This window comes from Exiguobacterium sp. SL-10 (assembly GCF_004337025.1).
GTDB lineage: Bacteria > Bacillota > Bacilli > Exiguobacteriales > Exiguobacteriaceae > Exiguobacterium.
Genome location: NZ_SJUP01000007.1, coordinates 99824 through 114699, shown reverse-complemented (window position 1 = coordinate 114699; position 14876 = coordinate 99824). Strand labels below are relative to the sequence as shown.

Annotated in this window: 20 protein-coding genes; 18 read left to right on the top strand and 2 right to left on the bottom strand. The window is 51.4% G+C overall.

The window, feature by feature from the left end; all coding sequences use genetic code 11:
* Positions 1–13 precede the first annotated feature (13 nt).
* The 4 genes from EVJ33_RS09770 to EVJ33_RS09755 all read left to right on the top strand — a co-directional run bounded on the left by EVJ33_RS09770 (position 14) and on the right by EVJ33_RS09755 (position 4441).
* Positions 14–1036: a M42 family metallopeptidase gene (locus EVJ33_RS09770; protein WP_131436646.1), complete on the top strand. Its 1023-nt coding sequence runs from the start codon at positions 14–16 to the stop codon at positions 1034–1036.
* On the top strand, positions 1033–1227 hold the full coding sequence (locus tag EVJ33_RS09765; RefSeq protein WP_034778034.1) for a YqgQ family protein: 195 nt from the start codon (positions 1033–1035) through the stop codon (positions 1225–1227). Before EVJ33_RS09770 ends, EVJ33_RS09765 begins: the two co-directional genes overlap by 4 nt.
* A 93-nt stretch (positions 1228–1320) precedes the next feature.
* Positions 1321–2283, top strand: coding sequence for an ROK family glucokinase (locus EVJ33_RS09760; RefSeq protein WP_131436644.1), 963 nt, complete (start codon positions 1321–1323; stop codon positions 2281–2283).
* A 241-nt stretch (positions 2284–2524) separates the two neighbouring features.
* Positions 2525–4441: an LTA synthase family protein gene (locus tag EVJ33_RS09755; protein ID WP_131436642.1), complete on the top strand. Its 1917-nt coding sequence runs from the start codon at positions 2525–2527 to the stop codon at positions 4439–4441.
* A gap of 85 nt (positions 4442–4526) precedes the next feature.
* On the opposite strand, the gene EVJ33_RS09750 is transcribed toward EVJ33_RS09755, so the two are convergent.
* Positions 4527–4706 (bottom strand): DUF2759 domain-containing protein, encoded by a 180-nt coding sequence (locus EVJ33_RS09750; protein WP_131436640.1) that lies wholly within the window; start codon positions 4704–4706, stop codon positions 4527–4529.
* A 157-nt stretch (positions 4707–4863) separates the two neighbouring features.
* Here EVJ33_RS09750 and EVJ33_RS09745 point away from each other — a divergent pair, with 157 nt between their 5' ends.
* Positions 4864–5484: an MBL fold metallo-hydrolase gene (locus EVJ33_RS09745; protein ID WP_131436638.1), complete on the top strand. Its 621-nt coding sequence runs from the start codon at positions 4864–4866 to the stop codon at positions 5482–5484.
* 37 nt (positions 5485–5521) lie between these two features.
* Here EVJ33_RS09745 and EVJ33_RS09740 read toward each other — a convergent pair whose 3' ends face one another.
* Positions 5522–5785: a DUF2626 domain-containing protein gene (locus tag EVJ33_RS09740; protein ID WP_021067727.1), complete on the bottom strand. Its 264-nt coding sequence runs from the start codon at positions 5783–5785 to the stop codon at positions 5522–5524.
* Positions 5786–6033: 248 nt separating this feature from the next.
* Here EVJ33_RS09740 and EVJ33_RS09735 point away from each other — a divergent pair, with 248 nt between their 5' ends.
* The 13 genes from EVJ33_RS09735 to gcvPB all read left to right on the top strand — a co-directional run bounded on the left by EVJ33_RS09735 (position 6034) and on the right by gcvPB (position 14798).
* Entirely contained in the window at positions 6034–6420 is a 387-nt protein-coding gene (locus tag EVJ33_RS09735) for a Spx/MgsR family RNA polymerase-binding regulatory protein (RefSeq protein WP_131436636.1), read from the top strand.
* 58 nt (positions 6421–6478) lie between these two features.
* A complete protein-coding gene (locus EVJ33_RS09730) occupies positions 6479–7285 on the top strand; it encodes an ATPase, T2SS/T4P/T4SS family (RefSeq protein WP_131436635.1) in 807 nt (268 codons plus the stop codon).
* Positions 7267–8244 carry a type II secretion system F family protein gene (locus tag EVJ33_RS09725; RefSeq protein ID WP_131436633.1) on the top strand — a complete coding sequence of 326 codons (978 nt, stop codon included), beginning with the start codon at positions 7267–7269 and terminating at the stop codon, positions 8242–8244. The genes EVJ33_RS09730 and EVJ33_RS09725 overlap by 19 nt, the downstream gene beginning before the upstream one ends.
* Positions 8245–8261: 17 nt before the next feature.
* Positions 8262–8573, top strand: coding sequence for a prepilin-type N-terminal cleavage/methylation domain-containing protein (locus tag EVJ33_RS09720; RefSeq protein ID WP_131436631.1), 312 nt, complete (start codon positions 8262–8264; stop codon positions 8571–8573).
* Positions 8570–9007, top strand: coding sequence for a prepilin-type cleavage/methylation domain-containing protein (locus EVJ33_RS09715; RefSeq protein ID WP_131436629.1), 438 nt, complete (start codon positions 8570–8572; stop codon positions 9005–9007). Before EVJ33_RS09720 ends, EVJ33_RS09715 begins: the two co-directional genes overlap by 4 nt.
* The gene (locus EVJ33_RS09710) at positions 8994–9230 is read left to right on the top strand and encodes a hypothetical protein (protein ID WP_131436708.1); all 237 of its coding nucleotides are present in this window, start codon (positions 8994–8996) and stop codon (positions 9228–9230) included. Before EVJ33_RS09715 ends, EVJ33_RS09710 begins: the two co-directional genes overlap by 14 nt.
* Positions 9166–9648, top strand: a complete 483-nt coding sequence (locus EVJ33_RS09705) for a prepilin-type N-terminal cleavage/methylation domain-containing protein (protein ID WP_161566926.1) — start codon at positions 9166–9168, stop codon at positions 9646–9648. Before EVJ33_RS09710 ends, EVJ33_RS09705 begins: the two co-directional genes overlap by 65 nt.
* Complete coding sequence (locus tag EVJ33_RS09700) at positions 9645–9926, top strand: hypothetical protein (RefSeq protein ID WP_131436625.1); 282 nt, start codon at positions 9645–9647, stop codon at positions 9924–9926. The genes EVJ33_RS09705 and EVJ33_RS09700 overlap by 4 nt, the downstream gene beginning before the upstream one ends.
* The gene (locus tag EVJ33_RS09695; RefSeq protein ID WP_236634591.1) at positions 9919–10404 is read left to right on the top strand and encodes a shikimate kinase; all 486 of its coding nucleotides are present in this window, start codon (positions 9919–9921) and stop codon (positions 10402–10404) included. Before EVJ33_RS09700 ends, EVJ33_RS09695 begins: the two co-directional genes overlap by 8 nt.
* Entirely contained in the window at positions 10401–10739 is a 339-nt protein-coding gene (locus tag EVJ33_RS09690; protein ID WP_131436623.1) for a hypothetical protein, read from the top strand. Before EVJ33_RS09695 ends, EVJ33_RS09690 begins: the two co-directional genes overlap by 4 nt.
* A gap of 147 nt (positions 10740–10886) precedes the next feature.
* Positions 10887–11960 (top strand): glycine cleavage system aminomethyltransferase GcvT, encoded by a 1074-nt coding sequence (gcvT, locus tag EVJ33_RS09685; protein ID WP_131436621.1) that lies wholly within the window; start codon positions 10887–10889, stop codon positions 11958–11960.
* A 25-nt stretch (positions 11961–11985) separates the two neighbouring features.
* Entirely contained in the window at positions 11986–13323 is a 1338-nt protein-coding gene (gcvPA, locus tag EVJ33_RS09680; protein ID WP_131436704.1) for an aminomethyl-transferring glycine dehydrogenase subunit GcvPA, read from the top strand.
* Positions 13323–14798, top strand: coding sequence for an aminomethyl-transferring glycine dehydrogenase subunit GcvPB (gene gcvPB / locus EVJ33_RS09675; RefSeq protein WP_131436619.1), 1476 nt, complete (start codon positions 13323–13325; stop codon positions 14796–14798). Before gcvPA ends, gcvPB begins: the two co-directional genes overlap by 1 nt.
* The last annotated feature ends 78 nt before the right edge of the window (positions 14799–14876 follow it).

The following is a 14876-nucleotide window of genomic DNA, read 5'->3' as shown; positions in this document are numbered from 1 at the left end:
AAGGAGTAAGGATATGATTAAAACGTTGCAGCAACTGGTTGAAATTCCAAGTCCATCCGGCATGACGGATGAGGCGATCGGCTTCGTGAAGCAAGAACTCACGAATCTTGGCGTCGCTACAAAACGCTTGAATAAAGGGGCGCTCCTTGCGACGTTTGACGGGAAGTCTGATCAGGCGCGTCTATTGACGGCTCATGTCGACACGCTCGGGGCGATGGTGAAAGAGATTTTGCCGAGTGGTCGATTACGTTTGACACAAGTTGGGGGCTACGCCTGGACCGCGATTGAAGGGGAAAACTGCTTAGTTCATGCAGAGGCGGTCGAGCCGATTGAAGGAACGATTCTGATTCATCAATCAAGCGTCCATGTGTATAAGGACACGAATAGCGCCGAACGAACGGCATCCAATATCGAGGTTCGATTGGATGCTGATGTGCACTCGGCTGAAGAAGTGCGTGCCCTTGGCATCGAGGTCGGTGACTTTGTCTCTTTCGATCCACGCTTCCGTCAAACGGACACGGGCTATATCAAATCACGTCATCTCGACGACAAAGCATCGGTCGCCATCTTGCTCGATTTGGCGAAAGACCTTGTCGAGGCGGAACTACCACATCCCGTTCATTTCTTAATCTCGAACTATGAAGAAGTCGGTTTTGGAGGGAACGCTGGAATTCCGGAGGCTGTGATTGAATATATCGCAGTCGATATGGGGGCGCTTGGTGACGGACAGCACTCGGACGAATATACGGTTTCAATCTGTGCAAAAGATTCGTCTGGTCCTTATGATCTTGGGTTACGTCGCCAGTTTATCACGCTCTGTCGTGAACACGAAATCGCTTATAAAGTTGATATTTATCCATATTATGGATCCGACGCCTCGGCAGCAATCAGTGCCGGCTTCGATGTACGCCACGCACTCGTTGGACCAGGTATTGAGTCGAGCCATAGCTATGAGCGTACGCATATAAAATCGCTCGAGGCGACACGGGAGCTGCTCTATCGTTATGTGCTCACGACGATGGAGGACGGACGATGAGAAATTTTTATGATGTTCAGCAATTCTTGAAATCATTCGGGACGATTATTTATATCGGCGAACGCGACGCTGAAATTGGGCTCATGATGATGGAACTCGACGAATTGCATGCCGGTGGGATGATTGAACAACGGGAGTATGATACAGCCAAAATCATTTTGACGCATGAACTGAAAAATTCAATAGATTGACAGAAAAACCCCTAGTGCAAAGGTTTGCACTAGGGGTTTAATAGTGTAAACTATGGGATGAAAGCGATTTAATCGAGATGAGGAGTGGAACATATGAAGTGGTTATTAGGCATCGACATTGGTGGAACGACAGTGAAAATGGCCGTTCTCGATATGAACGGGATCATTTCCGACAAGTGGGAGATTACGACGGACATACGTGATAACGGGGTACATATTCCAACTGATATCGCTGCTTCATTCGAAGCTTATCTAGAAAAATCGGGTAAAGCGAAAGATGACTTCGCGGGGGCAGGAATCGGGGCGCCAGGATTCATCAACTTCTCAGAAGGAGTCGTCGAATATTCGCCAAACATCGGTTGGAAAAACTTCTCGCTCGTCAGTGAGTTCGAGAAAGCGGTCGGGTTGCCGGCCGTCTTAGAGAACGATGCGAACGCTGCCGCACTCGGTGAGATGTGGAAGGGCGCTGGTGAAGGTGCATCCGAGTTGCTCGCCATCACGCTCGGCACGGGTGTCGGTGGAGGTGTCATCACGAATGGAAATATCGTCCATGGTGCGTCGGGAATGGCTGGAGAGATTGGTCATATCACTGTGGAACGAGACGAGTCGAAAGCCGTCATGTGCGGTTGCGGACGCAAAGGTTGTATCGAGACGATCGCCTCGGCGACAGGCATCGCTCGATTGGCGCTCCAAAAGCGTAAAAATCGAACGACATCGTTGAACGAGTTGAAAGAAGTGACGGCACGCGACGTATTTGAAGCCTTCAAGTCGAACGATCCCGTCGCGACTGAAGTCGTCAAGGAGATGACCGAATATCTCGGCTTGACAATCTCTAATATCGCTAACACGTTGAATCCGAAAATGATCGTCATCGGTGGTGGTGTTTCGAAAGCACGCGAAGCGCTGCTCGAGCCGCTCGATGAGCAGTTCAAGCGGTTCGCCCTCGAACGCGTCTACACCTCGACCACGTTCAAAATTGCGGAACTCGAGAACGATGCCGGTGTCATTGGGTGTGCGTGGCTAGCCCGTAAGCATTTCTTGCCGACCCGTGTATAAGGATCATCCTGGCACGCCTGCGTTTTGACGCAGGCGTGTTTTTCATATGGAACGGGTATGGGATAATGTAAAATTTGTAATGGTACAGTTGATTTTTTGTTAAAAAAGGGGTAAGATTTGGACTTGATACTGGACTGTTATCGTACGTGAAATGGATAACAAGCCATTTGGACTTATAAAAAAATAGGGGCACCGAGTCCGTTGAACTCGTCACCCGTTGAGCAGAGGAGGAGGCCGTCCGATGAAGTCATCTCAGGGCTTTTCGAAGCTTACTATGCGACTGAATGACACGGTCCGCGCTTCGTTTCAAGAATATCGGTTATTTTGGATCTTTTCGCTATTACTTTGGACGAAGACGTACGTAGTTTACCAATTTTTCTTTAATATTCCGATTGATAACACCGCACAAGCATTTATTTTGTTGATCAGCCCGATCAGCTCCACTTTATTCCTATTCGCTTTCAGTTTCTTCTTTAAAGGAAATAAGCAGAAATGGGTACTGTACATGCTGTATGCTGCGGCATCGTTCATCTTGTTCGCAGATGCTGTCTATTATCGCGAATTCACCGACTACTTGACGATGCCTGTCATCTTGCAACCGTCGAACATGGAGACGTTATCAACGTCGTTCACGTCGTTGTTGGAATGGAAAGATTTGATCATCCTTGGGGACGTGTTCGTTTTACCATTCATCCTCTGGCGCATCAACGCGACTGCGACGGCTGCCTCTCACCGGAGAGCGCTCGTGACGTTCGCGACGGCGGTCGTCGTGTTCTTGTTCAATTTGTCGCTTGCTGAAACCGAACGTCCTGAACTGTTGACACGTTCATTCGACCGGGAGCTGCTGGTCAAAAATATCGGAACGTTCAACTTCCACGTCTATGATGCGATGCTTCAAACGAAGACATCGGCTCAAAAAGCGATGGCTGATGAGTCGGAACTCGCAAAGATTGAACAGTATACCCGCCAACACTACGCAGCACCGAACCCGGATTACTTTGGAAAATATAAAGGTAAAAATGTGATTGTCGTCTCCTTCGAGTCGGCCCAGAACTTTACACACAATATGAAAGCCTCGAACGGTGAGTACATCACACCGAACTTGAACAAACTGATTGAAGAATCTCACTACTGGCCGAACTATTACCATACGGTCGGACAAGGGAAGACGTCGGACGCCGAGTTCGCCCTCGATAACTCGCTTTACGGTCTTCCGCGTGGCGCCGTCTACTTCACGAACGCCGACAACGAGTACCAGGCGCTACCTGAATTGATTAAGGAAGATAACTATTACTCGGCCGTGTTCCACGCCAACAACAAATCGTTCTGGAACCGGGACTTGATGTATAAGAATATCGGTGTCGATCAGTTCTTCGATGAGAAGAGTTATGACCTCGGTAATCCTGAGGACATGACGGAATGGGGACTTCTCGATGATAGCTTCTTCGAACAGTCGATTCCGATGCTCGAAGAGTTGCCGGAACCGTTCTATGCGAAGTTCATCACACTGACGAACCACTTCCCGTACACGATGCCGAGCGAAGACTATGAGCTCGTCCCGAAATTTGAGACGAGTTCGACGACGCTCAACAATTTCCCGCAGGCGCTCGCGTACCAAGATTATGCCCTCGGCTTGTTCATCGACGAGTTGAAGGCGAACGGGATGTGGGATGACACGATTTTCGTTGTCTATGGTGACCATTATGGCATCTCAACGAACCATAACGATGCGATGGCCGACCTGCTCGGAAAAGAGGAGCTGACACCGTTTGACGTGGCTAAGCTACAGCAAGTACCGTTTGCGGTTCACTTACCAGGTCAAACATCGGGCAAAGTCCATGAGACGATTGGAAGTCATGTCGATATGAAACCGACGATTCTTCATTTGCTCGGGATCGATACGTCGGATACAATCGGCTTCGGAAGCGACTTGTTATCGGAAGACCGGACGAGCCGCGCCATCTTCCGTGACGGTACCGTTATCACTGAGGAGTACGTCTGGACACAATCGACATGCTATGACGCATCGAGTGGAGAAGCCGTCGAGGACGCCTCGCTCTGTGGGCCTGATAGTCAAGAAGCAGAAAAGATTCTCCAACTGAATGATGATTTAATCTATTCGGATTTGCTCCGCTTTAAAGAGCAGACCGAAGAGTAAGCGGCAGCGCCGTCCCGATTAGCCGGGACGGCGCTGTTTGTTATACAAAAAAAGACGACCGAGGTCGTCTTCACGCTACATGTCATTAGCTTGGGATTCCACCGTAAATCAATGTCGCGACGCCGAAGAATCCAAATACGAGTACAGTAATCGCGGCGAAAGCAAGTGGAAAGAATTGGCGCTTCTTAAACGAACGGGCCATTCCCCAGATTGCAACGAGTGCAACGATGAGCGAGATCCATCCAAATGGTTCATACAAATGCATGACGAGTTCCCCCTTTATTATACGTCATGAAATTCATAAAAATTTCACTGAAATATCATTATTATTTTATCCGATAATGTAGACGCTGTCGAGCAAAGAAAGCCTCCGCTACAATTTTGCCACAATATCGATTAGAATGAGTGTGGAGGTGTTCTAAATGAATATAGTAAGAATCACATCGGGCTTGGCCCAGGAAAATGGATACGTGCTCGAGAAAGACGGAACGGTGCTCATCATCGACCCGGGTACGGACGATCCAAAATTCTTTGAAGCGGTCGAACGCTTCGGTAGCTTGAACGCCATTTTATTGACACACGCCCACTTTGACCACATCGGTGGCATTGATGCCCTGCGTGATCGTTATCCCGTGCCGGTATTCGTCCATGAAGCGGAACGGACGTGGTTGATGGACGACGAGAAGAACGGGGCGACAAAATTTCACCTCCCGAGTTCATCGATGCGCCCGGCTGAACGGGTTTATCAAGGGGAAACGCTTGAAATCGGCGCGTTCACAATCGAGTTACACCACACGCCAGGCCATTCGCCTGGTAGCGTCACGCTCTACTTCCCAGCCGAACGTGTCGCCTTCTGCGGGGACTTGATTTTCAAACAGTCGGTCGGCCGTACCGACTTGTTCGGTGGCGACCAAGCCACGTTACTCGGGTCGATCGATCGGATGCGTCAGCTGTTACCGGGCGAGACCGTCCTCTATTCTGGACATGGTCCGAAGACGACGCTCGAGGCCGAGATTCGAACGAATCCCTTTTTCGAGCGATGAATAAAAAAAGATTGTCCCGCGAGGAGACAATCTTTTTTTACATTTGGAAGTTACTCCAATACGTGAAGACGACGAAGAAGACAGTCAAATATGCGCCGAATACGTATACATACGTTTTTTCAGTGAGCTTCAAGTAGCCTAGTGCGACGAAGAAAATAGTTTGAGCTAAAAAGACCAGACCCATTACGACGAAGTCACCACTATGTTCGCTACTGCTTTGATCTCCACCGAGTGCGCCCACGAAAGCAAGCGCCGCGATCAACCCAGTCCAAAAGCCTAGGACACGGAACATTCTCGCCATGTTAATCCCCCCATACGTGCATTATTCCATTCTCATTCACTATTTTACCAACACATTCAGAAAAATGCTATGAAAACGTGTGAATTGAGCAAAATAATCGTGAAAAATATGTGAAATAATCACGTCGGACAAAGTTGTACAAAAAAATAAAAAACTTGTACAAACTATGTACAAAACGGGTATAAGGTTGTATAATCAACTTACACACTACGAACGACTTGTTTCTCAACTCTAAAGGAGGTATTGAAATGGCAAATGAATTGATGTTCTATACGTACCCGAGCTGTACCTCATGCCGTAAGACGAAAGCGTTTTTACAAGAGCAACACCTCGAGGTGAACGAGCGCCATATTTTCCGGAATGCCCCGACGGTAGATGAATTGATGACGCTCTTGGCACTCAGTGAGAACGGTGTCGACTCGCTGCTCGCGACGAGAAGTCAGGCGTTCAAACAGTTGGACATCGATGTCGAAGACTTGAAATTAAGTGAATTGCTCAAACTGATGAGCGATAATCCAAAACTATTGAAACGCCCAATCTTAACTGATGGCAACGAAGTCATTGTCGGCTATGATAAAGCCACAATCGAAGCGTATGCCCGCCGTTTCGAATCAACAACTGCAAACGTATCCTGACACAAGTCCACTTTCCAATGAGTGGGCTTTTTTTTATGCTCTTATTGAGGTGGTGGAGATGAAACGAGTGATCGAGCGTGTCGTGGGAGCGGCGCGAAATTTCAATGCGAGCGATGTTCATTTTATGCCGTACGGAGACGAAGTGATGGTTCAAGTTCGTCACGGGACGTTCTTGCATCGGCTAGAGTCGATGACACGGGTTGACTATGAACGCTTGACATTACATATGAAATATTGGTGCTCGTTAACGGAGACGGATCATCGCGTGCCCCAGTCTGGCATGTACGTCGGGACAGAGGACGCGATTCGGGTCACGTTTTTACCTTCGTTCGACCATACGCTCATGTCGTGGCGACTCCCGAACGCCTCGTTTCAGTTATCGGAATTATTAGACGACAAGGATGTGAACCGCTTGTTGGGACTGGCTTCGCTCCGGCAAGGGCTGTTGTTGATTGGTGGTGCGACGGGTGCGGGGAAGACGACGGTGCTCTATGCTTTTTTGCAATGTTTGACCGGACGTCGGATTGTGACAATCGAGAATCCGCCGGAAAAGCAAGTGCCGGGAGTGATTCAGCTTGAGGTCAACCCGAAAGCGGGACTTGATCACGGCAACCTATTGAAAGAAACGCTTCGTGCCGACCCCGATGTCATCGTCATCGGTGAAATCCGGACGAGTGAGGAGTTGCGGGTGGCTCACGACGCGGCGCTCAGTGGGCATTTGACGATCGCGACGTTTCATACGGCGAGTGTCGAGGACGGCGAACATCGGCTTGAACAGCTCGTTGGAAAGATGGAGGTCGCCCGTCATTGGTGCATTCTGCACCGGGAAGAGGAGGTGAGTTGCTCATGGTCCGAGACCAGGTGAGTAAAGACTTGTTCACGATTCGCCGCTTTCTGAGGCTACAGGCACGCGGCGTCGGTTTGAAAAAGACGTTCGAAACACTCGAACTCCATGAACGGGGGAGAGCGAAACAAGTGATTCGCGACATGCGGCTTCGACTCGAGCAAGGTCGTCCGCTTGCCGAAGTGTTCTCACAACTCGTCATTGACCCGAGAATGCGCGAAATGCTAGTCACAGCGGAGCGGGGCCATCACTTTTTAGAAGGACTCGAGCAAGTGCTCGTCTTATCGACGATGCGCCGGAATTTGCAGCAAGAGCTCAAGCAGTTGGCTCGGTATCCGCTCGTGATTTTAACGATGTTGCTTGGGCTTGGGGCAATCTATGCACTTTATATTTTCCCGAAACTGTTGTCGATGGTGGACGTCGAGACGCTCGGTGGGGTAAACGCGATTCTGTTGTCCCGTTGGTTTTTCCCGGGACTATTCGTTTGCTTGCTCATGACCGGGGTGGGCCTCTACTGGAACGGGAGACGAGGTCGGCTCGTACCGTTACGTATCGTCGAACGCGGTAGACGGTTGTACATCACGTATTTGTTCGTCAGTGAGTTATCGCTCTTAAGCGAAGGACAAGGTTCGGTCCGCCATGTCATCGAACGTTTGTCTCGGGGTGAAGGGGAAGTCGCTGCCATTGCGAGACGAATCCATGAGCGCATGTCGGACGGTCTTGAACTCGAAGAGGCGGCCCGGCAGGAACGCTTGCTCGAGCATGAGGTCGTCAGTTTGTTCGGCGTCGGTACGGTGAGCGGTGAGCTCGGATCGATTATGACGATGCATCGTGACCTTGTATTTGAAGAGATGGAGTTGTATTGGAAACAATTGATTACCAAGGCCGAGCCGTTATTATACGGATTTTTGACGGTGATGGTGACTATGATGTTCTACACGATTTATTTGCCGGTCAAACTGATCATGGCCCAACTATAACAAGGAGGAACAACAACATGACACGATTCAAATCAGAACAAGGGTTCACGCTCGTCGAAATGGCTGCCGTCTTACTCATCATCTCGGTGTTACTGTTGCTGCTCGTCCCCTCGATGTCAGACGGGAAATCCCGGGCGGACAGTGTCAGTTGTGAAGGGAGCGTCCGCATCGTCGAGTCAGAGATCAACTTGTACTATGCAGAACACAAGGCTTATCCGGAGACGTTGGCGGTGCTTGAACGTGCCTCGACGGAGAGTCCGCTCGAGTATAGCTGCCAATCGATCGTCTATACGTACGCCCCGACGACAGGTACGTTGACGAAACAATGAGGCGAGACGGATATACGTTCGTCGAGATGGCATCTGTCCTCGTCATCTTGTCGCTCCTGCTTTTGATGACGACCCCGATTGTCCGCTCGATGGATCGATTGGCCCTGTTTGATTTTACCGAGGCACTTGTGAACGATATTAACGAGGTTGGTCAATATCCATACGTCGCCGCCGATGAATCGTGTGTGCCGCGTCTACGATGGTATATAAAAGAGCGGCGCTATCAAATCTCTTGTGGGATGACGCCGATCGCATCGCGCGTCGTGCCGGATGGTGTCGAGATGAGTCTCCCGGCTACGAGTGAAATCGTCTTCTCACGTACAGCGGCGACGTATGCAGGGCAGTGGAAGTTTTATACGGGAGCGACGATGGTGACGTTGAAGTTTAGAATGGGGACGTATGAACCGGAGGTGCTTCGCGTTGACGGACAATGAGCAAGGTGTCACGTTTTGGGAAATCTGTCTCAGTCTGGCGCTCCTCTTGGCGTGGGTCGGTGTCGTTGCACCATTTGTCGAGGCCGCGACGGAACGGGTCGACCGTCTTGAAACGACCGTTCGGCGCTACGAACGGTTACAAGGGGAGGTGTTGCGCGATGCAATCGAACCGAGCGGGCGCCAAGAAATATGTGACGAAGACCTGTGTCTCCCGACGCTTTGAGCGGGGATTCACGTTACTTGAGGTGAGCTTCACGTTGCTTTTGATTCCATTATTCGTCGGGTTGACGGTTCATTTTTTGGCGCTCGGACAAGCGTTTTACGAGCAACCGCGTGAAGCGGTGGCGACGACACCTCAACTGATTGTCCGAAGGCTTTTCGATAGCCGGGATTGCGACGTCGTGTCGGGACGTCTCGCTGGCACGTATGTACGACCGGACGACACGACGTGGTCCTGGACGCTCAAGCAGATCAATCAAAACTTGGTCATGGTCGGAGACGAAGGAGGGAATTTACTATTTTTGAGAGGAATCGAGACGTATCGGGTCGAACCGATAGGAGAGGGGTTCCGCATCCAATGGACCGACGCGACAGGTCCTCGCGAGAAGAGCGTGATGTGCATGCGGGCGGATACTTTGTGATGTCGACGCTAATCGTTTTGACGTGGTTACTCGGTGGGGCGATGTTTTGGTATACTGATATGGAACGGAGTACCGAACGGCTCGGACTCGATATTTTGGCGATCCGCTTCGAATCGCACGTCATGGTCGCTAAACGGTCCTGCGGACAGACCGCCGTCACGGTGACGAAACCGACCGGGACGATTAACTGTCGACCGCTCGGCAGTGGGGTGGTCGCGGTCGATATTCGCCTTGAGACCGGAGAACGACACAAAGAGGTGATTTATTTCGATGACTAAACCGTTTTATATCATCGGGTTTATGGGTACAGGTAAATCAAGCTTGAAACGATATCTTGAAAAATCGAATCACGTCGTCGATTTGGACGAACTGTTCGAAACGCAGGCACAGATGGACATCCCGACGTATTTTGAGCGTCACGGGGAAGAGGCGTTTCGCCTGCAAGAACGTAAGCTTTTGCAACAAGCGGACGCCGCGTATGTCGTGACCGGCGGCGGCATCGTCGAACGGGACGAAAATCTCGATTGGATGCGGGAACATGGCGTCGTCATCGCGCTCGATTTACCGTACGAGATGTGTTGGGACCGAATCAAGGACTCGGACCGGCCTCTCGTCCGGCACGGAAAAGTGGCCGTTGAAGCGTTATACGAACGACGTCGGCCGCTTTATGCGCGTGCCGATTACGTGCTCGACGCCTCGCTTAGTACTGAAGCGATCGCGCATACGTTATATCGATTGAAGGAGGAAAATACATGATTTGGATCAATCTCGGCATCATCGTGCTCGCGCTAGTCGGGCTCGGCTTGTATGGTTTTTTATTGTACCGTAACAAAATGAAGACAGATTTGCGGCGTGTCACCCGTTTGACGGAGCGCTTCCAGATTCGTGCGAACGTCATCCAAGGTCTCGTCAATGAGATCAAGCAACACGTTGATACGGTCAACGCATCGGTGAGGCAGATGAAGGCGTATTCCGTTAAAGTAAAAGACGAGACGATGGAACTGAAACAGGCGACCGTCGGACTGACGAAAGAAATCAAACGGACGGCGGGAATCGAAAGCCCAGACGTTTCCACTGAGAGCAAAATATGAAATAATGAGGATGAAAACGTTTTCGTTTTCAATCCTCTTTATTTTTGCCCAATTTAGCTAGGCATAGCCATGGAAAATTGATAAAGTGGAATAGAAAACGAAATATTTCGCGTAATACATTATTTACGTTCGGGATTGGGGGATAATATGGAGAAAGTATCGTTAAAACGTACGCCTTTGTATGATTTGATTTCCGTAAAGGCGAAGATGGTGGATTTTGCGGGGTTCGAGATGCCAATCATGTTCTCGTCGATTAAAGAAGAGCATCAAGTGGTGCGGAACGAGGTCGGTATGTTCGATGTATCGCATATGGGGGAGATTCGCATCGAAGGACCAGATGCGCTCGAGAACGTGCAACGTCTCGTCACCAATGATGTATCGAAATTACAGATTGGCCAGGCGCAGTACAACTTGTTCTGCTTGCCGGACGGTGGTGTCGTCGATGACCTGCTCGTCTATCGACTCGATGAAGATGCGTTTTGGCTCGTCGTCAACGCCTCAAACATTGAAAAAGACGTGGCGCACGTCCGCCAATATGTGGTTGGTGACGTCACAGTGAGTGATGAGTCTGACGCTTATGGTCAAATCGCGGTTCAAGGACCGATGGCGGAGCAAGTGCTCGGCCGATTGACGGACTTGCCGCTATCTGACATCAAATTTTTCCGTTTCATGACTGGTGACGTCGCCGGCGTGTCGACGATCGTCTCACGCAGTGGCTATACGGGTGAGGACGGATTTGAACTCTACGCCCGAGCCGAAGACGTGGCTGCGATCTGGTCGGCGTTAGAGCGAGAAGGTGTTACGCCGTGTGGGCTCGGCGCCCGCGACACGCTTCGTTTTGAGGCGTGTCTCCCGCTTTACGGTCACGAGCTCGATGAGACGGTCACCCCGTTCGAGGCGAACTTGAACTTTGCCGTCAAACTCGACACCGATTTCATTGGCAAAGATGCACTCGTGAATCAGAAAGAAGACATCCCACGCCGCTTGATCGGCCTGCGTCTGCTAGGCCGTGGAATCGCTCGTCAAGGCGCGACGGTCGAAGTCGACGGGGAGACGATTGGCGTCGTCACGACCGGTACGATGCCACCGACCGTGAATGAATCGATCGCTTGGGCCCGCGTTGATCGACGTTACGCGGACGCATCACACTTTATCGTTGAGGTTCGGGGTAAAAAAATAGAAGCCGAACGTGTGCCAACACCGTTCTATAAACGTAAATGATACAGGGGGATTCAGAATGAACAGAATGGAATTTCGCTATTTACCGATGACTGAGCAAGACGAGCGTGACATGTTGCAGACGATCGGTGTCGAGTCGATCGAGAACTTACTCGAGGATATTCCGGCATCGCTCCGTGAGACTGCCTCTTTGGCTGCGATCGGGGCCCCACTTCCAGAAGTCGATCTCGTCCGTCACATGACGAAACTTGCCGAGAAGAATATGCATACGAAATCGAACCCGAGTTTCCTTGGGGCGGGCATGTACGATCACCTGTCACCGAGCGTCATGAACCACATGCTTCTCCGTTCCGAGTTTTATACAGCCTATACGCCGTACCAACCGGAAATCTCGCAAGGTGAACTCCAAGCGATGTTTGAATTCCAAACGATGATTTGCGAATTGACGGGCATGGACGTGGCCAACTCGTCGATGTACGACGGCATCACAGCCCTCGCTGAAGCAACGTATCTCGCGAGTGCCCATACGAAGAAAAAACGTGTCATCGTCTCGGGCGCAGTCCATCCGGAAGCGAAAGACGTTATCCGAACATATGCTGGTGGTCCGGGACTCACGGTCGAATACACAGATGTGAGCGACGGGGTGACCGACATGTCGGGCATGGATTTAACAGACGCATCGTGTCTTGTCGTCCAATATCCGAACTTCTATGGACGTGTCGAAGATTTGACGGCCCTTGCGAAAGCGGCCCATGATGCGGGTGCCCTGTTCGTTGTGTCGAGCAACCCGCTCGCGCTCGGAGTCTTGGAGTCGCCAGGCGCACTCGGTGCCGACATCACGGTCGGTGACGCCCAGCCGTTCGGGATTCCGCAAAGCTTCGGCGGTCCATCATGCGGTTACTTTGCCGTTAAAAAAGCGCTCATGCGCAAACTTCCGGGACGTCTCGTCGGACAGACGGTCGATGAGGACGGCAAGCGCGGCTTCGTCCTGACACTTCAAGCCCGGGAACAACATATCCGTCGTGACAAAGCGACGTCGAACATTTGCTCGAACCAGGCGCTCAATGCGCTCGCGGCATCGATTACGATGTCCGCTCTCGGGAAATATGGGATTCGTGACATGGCGGTACGCAACATTCAAACGGCCCATTATATGAAAGAAGCGCTCAAGACTGCCGGCTATTCGGTTGTCGATGAAGGACCGATGTTCAACGAGTTCGTCGTCGACTTCGGGGTCGATGCGGAGCACGTGTCGCGTCATCTGCTCGAGGCAGGCATCATCGGCGGTTTGCCGCTCGGCTCGTATGAAACAGAGCGCCAGACGCAAATGTTGCTCTGTGCGACGGAGCTTCGGACGAAAGAAGAAATCGATCAATTTGTTGAAGTGGTTGGGGGGATGAAGTGATGCAACACGAACAAACATTAATTTTCGAAGTGTCACGTGCAGGACGAACAGGTTACAACTTGCCGACGCCGACTGTGCCGGAAGTCGATTTGGAGTCGCTCTTGCCGGCATCAATGATCCGTCAAGAAGCGGCGGAACTGCCGGAAGTGTCGGAACTCGATGTCGTGCGTCATTATACGTCGCTATCGACTCGGAACCATGGGGTCGATTCCGGGTTTTATCCGCTCGGGTCATGCACGATGAAATATAACCCAAAAGTGAATGAGGATATGGCCCGTCTGCCTGGATTTGCGCATATCCACCCGTTGCAACCGGTTGAATCGATTCAAGGGGCGCTCGAACTTATGGTCGACCTGCAAGAACAACTTGCTGAGATCACCGGCATGGATGAAGTGACGCTGCAACCGGCAGCCGGTGCCCATGGGGAATGGACCGGGCTCATGCTCATCAAGGCGTTCCATCATCATAACGGGGACATGAACCGGACGAAAGTGCTCGTTCCGGATTCGGCACACGGGACGAATCCGGCCTCGGCCGTCGTCGCCGGTTTCGATACGGTGACGGTGAAGTCGGATGCGCGTGGCCTTGTCGATCTCGATGATTTGAAGTCGAAAGTCGGCGCCGATACGGCAGCGCTCATGCTGACGAATCCGAACACGCTCGGCCTGTTCGAGGCTGACATTTTAGAGATTGCCAAAGTCGTGCACGAGGCCGGAGGTAAACTCTATTACGACGGCGCCAACTCGAACGCGATTCTAGGCATCGCCCGTCCTGGGGATATGGGTTTCGATGTCGTCCACTTGAACCTGCATAAGACGTTCACAGGCCCGCACGGCGGTGGCGGTCCGGGATCTGGTCCGGTCGGGGTGAAACGCGACTTGATTCCATACTTGCCGACGCCGATCGCACGTCGCGCCGAGTCTGGTTTCACGCTCGACTACGACCGTCCGCAGTCAATCGGACGCATCAAACCGTTCTACGGGAACTTCGGCATCAATGTCCGGGCCTATAGCTACATCAAGACGATGGGCGCGGAAGGGTTGACGCGCGTCTCGCGTGAAGCGGTATTAAATGCCAACTATATGTTCGCTCGTTTGAAGGACGCGTTTGATGTCCCGTATGATACGTTCTGCAAGCACGAGTTCGTCTTGTCTGGAAAACGCCAAAAAGCGCTCGGCGTACGTACGCTCGACATCGCCAAACGATTGCTCGATTTCGGCTACCACCCACCGACGATCTATTTCCCGCTCAACGTCGAGGAGTGCATCATGGTTGAGCCGACGGAGACGGAGTCGAAAGAGACGCTTGATGCGTTTTGCGACGCGATGCTCCAAATCGTGAAAGAGGCGGAGGAGAATCCGGAAATCGTTCAGACGGCCCCACATACGACGGTCATCAAACGGTTGGACGAGACGCTTGCCGCTCGGAAACCGGTGCTCAAATACGAACGACGCCAACCCTCATCAATCAATTGAATCGAAACCGCTCGCACCGTGCGAGCGGTTTTTTTTCTTCTTAAATTAAAAAACGTCCCTCCTCGGAGTGAGGAGTGG

What these genes read in the sequence shown, in the direction of transcription:
- EVJ33_RS09770 (WP_131436646.1), top strand. Translation starts at nt 14, where the DNA reads ATGATTAAAACGTTGCAGCAACTGGTTGAAATTCCAAGTCCATCCGGC.
- EVJ33_RS09760 (WP_131436644.1), top strand. Translation starts at nt 1,321, where the DNA reads ATGAAGTGGTTATTAGGCATCGACATTGGTGGAACGACAGTGAAAATG.
- EVJ33_RS09730 (WP_131436635.1), top strand. Translation starts at nt 6,479, where the DNA reads ATGAAACGAGTGATCGAGCGTGTCGTGGGAGCGGCGCGAAATTTCAAT.
- EVJ33_RS09695 (WP_236634591.1), top strand. Translation starts at nt 9,919, where the DNA reads ATGACTAAACCGTTTTATATCATCGGGTTTATGGGTACAGGTAAATCA.
- EVJ33_RS09735 (WP_131436636.1), top strand. Translation starts at nt 6,034, where the DNA reads ATGGCAAATGAATTGATGTTCTATACGTACCCGAGCTGTACCTCATGC.
- EVJ33_RS09765 (WP_034778034.1), top strand. Translation starts at nt 1,033, where the DNA reads ATGAGAAATTTTTATGATGTTCAGCAATTCTTGAAATCATTCGGGACG.
- EVJ33_RS09690 (WP_131436623.1), top strand. Translation starts at nt 10,401, where the DNA reads ATGATTTGGATCAATCTCGGCATCATCGTGCTCGCGCTAGTCGGGCTC.
- EVJ33_RS09755 (WP_131436642.1), top strand. Translation starts at nt 2,525, where the DNA reads ATGAAGTCATCTCAGGGCTTTTCGAAGCTTACTATGCGACTGAATGAC.
- EVJ33_RS09705 (WP_161566926.1), top strand. Translation starts at nt 9,166, where the DNA reads ATGCAATCGAACCGAGCGGGCGCCAAGAAATATGTGACGAAGACCTGT.
- EVJ33_RS09745 (WP_131436638.1), top strand. Translation starts at nt 4,864, where the DNA reads ATGAATATAGTAAGAATCACATCGGGCTTGGCCCAGGAAAATGGATAC.
- gcvPB (WP_131436619.1), top strand. Translation starts at nt 13,323, where the DNA reads ATGCAACACGAACAAACATTAATTTTCGAAGTGTCACGTGCAGGACGA.
- EVJ33_RS09720 (WP_131436631.1), top strand. Translation starts at nt 8,262, where the DNA reads ATGACACGATTCAAATCAGAACAAGGGTTCACGCTCGTCGAAATGGCT.
- gcvPA (WP_131436704.1), top strand. Translation starts at nt 11,986, where the DNA reads ATGGAATTTCGCTATTTACCGATGACTGAGCAAGACGAGCGTGACATG.
- EVJ33_RS09725 (WP_131436633.1), top strand. Translation starts at nt 7,267, where the DNA reads ATGGTCCGAGACCAGGTGAGTAAAGACTTGTTCACGATTCGCCGCTTT.
- EVJ33_RS09740 (WP_021067727.1), bottom strand. Translation starts at nt 5,785, where the DNA reads ATGGCGAGAATGTTCCGTGTCCTAGGCTTTTGGACTGGGTTGATCGCG.
- EVJ33_RS09715 (WP_131436629.1), top strand. Translation starts at nt 8,570, where the DNA reads ATGAGGCGAGACGGATATACGTTCGTCGAGATGGCATCTGTCCTCGTC.
- gcvT (WP_131436621.1), top strand. Translation starts at nt 10,887, where the DNA reads ATGGAGAAAGTATCGTTAAAACGTACGCCTTTGTATGATTTGATTTCC.
- EVJ33_RS09750 (WP_131436640.1), bottom strand. Translation starts at nt 4,706, where the DNA reads ATGCATTTGTATGAACCATTTGGATGGATCTCGCTCATCGTTGCACTC.